This window comes from Bacillus sp. EB V-12, assembly GCF_056158125.1.
The window spans coordinates 1-2,529 of sequence record NZ_JBUXJL010000041.1; the positions used below are offsets into that span (position 1 = coordinate 1).

Consider the following 2,529-nt stretch of genomic DNA (forward strand, 5'->3'; position numbering starts at 1 on the left):
GTGTAGAGTAAACATCCAGCGCCTTATTACATTCCTGTGATAGGTTTCCAAATGTTCCTCCCCGAACCGGACTTACATCTCTCAATGTATCCGGCTCTCCATCTGTCTTCTGCATTTTTATATCTCGCCCTTGTGTCTTTTCATATGACACTCTTTACAGAGTGCGATAGTCTTTCGATTTCTCGCTATCATTTGTTGTTCAAGATATGATTTATTTGACTTTGCTCGTAGATTCTTTAATCTCTTAATGTGATGCATATGTATCACAACATTGCTAGCTCTGCATAGTTCACATGTTTCCGCCTTGATTCTATCTGACAATTTAGTCGTACTCATTACATGCCGAGTATTTGGTAAAATGTCTGTTCCTTCTAGTGATAAATTTCTTGTCATTGGAAACTTTCTTTCAATGAAATGAACTTTATTCATTCCTTTCTTTGTCTCATACTGTACAGTAAATTGTCCGTACTTTTCGTATTTCTTTCGAATTTGTTTCGTACGTGTTCTGTATTTTGACGCAAAAGTTTTCAACATTGAATAATACATGAAATATGCAAAGCGGTGCATGTGATTGCTCACATTTTCAGCTAGTCGATAGTAATTGTATAACCCTCGAATTTCGCTATTATATTGCGTGATAATCTCTAAATCTTCATTGTGTTGAAAATATCCTCTTGGCTGAGGTTTCCAAGTGCCATCGGCACACATTTTAATGGCCTGATACTTTTGAAGTTTCTTTATCCATGCCTCATGTGGCATTTTTAATTGAATTTTACCGTTAAGAACCCTAGAAGCTCTCCCAAGACTGTTAATGCGTGTTGCTTCACTTTTAAACACTTTAATTTCAAATCCTAGAAATTTAGCGTGTTTCTTGAAGGCATTTGTTATCAGAGTCTTTTCCATAGATAATTCTAGTTTTAGCTCTTCTTTCAAAAATGAAGCTATCTCATTTTTAATAAGAATTGCATCCTCTTTAGAACCTATTACTCCAATAAGAAAGTCATCCGCATATCTTACATATTTGAGCCTTCTATAATTTTCATCCATTGGATTATTATAAGGTGTTTGTAACAACTTCCCTTTCAAAACTTTGTGTTGTTCTTTTAGTTCCGTAATTCGTGTTACTTCTCCATTTAGATAGGCAGTATCGATTTTCTCTTGAATCTTCCGCACTTTATACTGTAAATTACTATACTCTTTATTTATTTGTCGCTTTTTCCCTGATTCAAATCTATCCTGATACTTTTTCATATAAGCATCTAATTCATTTAGATAAATATTAGAAAGTATTGGACTAATGATTCCACCTTGAGGTGCTCCACTATAGGTATTATGAAATTTCCATTCTTCTAAATATCCAGCTCGTAAGAATTTCCAGATCAACTCTATAAACGCCTCATCCTTTATTCTTCTTTTAAGAATTGTAACTAGAGTATGATGTTCAATATTGTCGAAAAATCCTTTAATATCTCCTTCGATAAACCATTTACTACCTGTAAATGTGCGCTTTATCTCTAATAACGCACTATGGCATCCCTTTCCTTTTCGGTATCCATGTGATGAACTAGAAAAGCTTGAATCATATATTGCTTCTAGTATCATACGTATAACTTCTTGGACTAATTTATCATAAAAGCTAGGAATTCCTAATGGCCTTTTCTTGCCATTTTTCTTTTCAATATAGGTTCTTCTAGATGGATATGGTTGATAGCTTTTACTTTTTAAAACACTTATCAAGTCTTCCACTTCCTTCATAGAAAAACCATCAATAGACCTTTGGTCTACTCCTATCGTTAATGCGCCATCATTTTTACTTAGATTATCGTATGCTAATAAAAAGAAATCTGGGTTATATAAATTACGATAAAGTCTTGTATATTGATATTCCTTATTAAGACTCTTCGTTCGCAGATTGCTTAGTACTATTTTTGGACATTGCATAGTGCCTTTCGCACCTCCCCAATTTGGTAATAAGCTAACAGACTGCCTTCCTTCGCCCTGTACTAGGCTTTCCCTAGCTCTGACTACTACGAAGGCTCCGTTGTCATATTAGATATTCATGAGCCATACTTCTTGACTGTTACATCTTGAAGTTATCCTCAATAGCCTCGCAGGCATTCTAACTTAGACAATCCCCATTTAGTAAACAAGGAATTTGCACGTATAGTGTCGGATGTGACGTTCACACTTTTCTTCCATATAGAAGTGGGCAACAGATAACCCTATTCATATAAGATGACTCATACTATCTTTATGATATCTGTTGAATCTCGTTTATAAACATCTTTCGAGACTAGTTACGGTGGCCTCCCTTGTGCTATCATTCAAGCAGTTTAGCCTTCATCCTTATCTATACTTTATATCTTGCCGCTCAGTCTTGACTTGATGTTTAGCCAACTTACGGCTTTCTTGGCATGCTGTTGTCCCCTTTCAGTTTCCCTCCAAGGTTAGCCAAGTGATACTAGGTCTTTTAGGGTTGACCTAACAGCTTGCAATCACCGTTTTTCCTTGCCCCCTTATGGGCGCACA

The 2,529-nt window shown here is 35.7% G+C and carries 1 protein-coding gene; it reads right to left on the reverse strand.

From position 1 onward, the window contains the following. Window positions 1-117: 117 nt before the first annotated feature. Window positions 118-1,941 carry a reverse transcriptase/maturase family protein gene (locus ACZDYH_RS30235; protein ID WP_001149933.1) on the reverse strand — a complete coding sequence of 608 codons (1,824 nt, stop codon included), beginning with the start codon at window positions 1,939-1,941 and terminating at the stop codon, window positions 118-120. Between the last annotated feature and the right edge of the window lie 588 nt (window positions 1,942-2,529).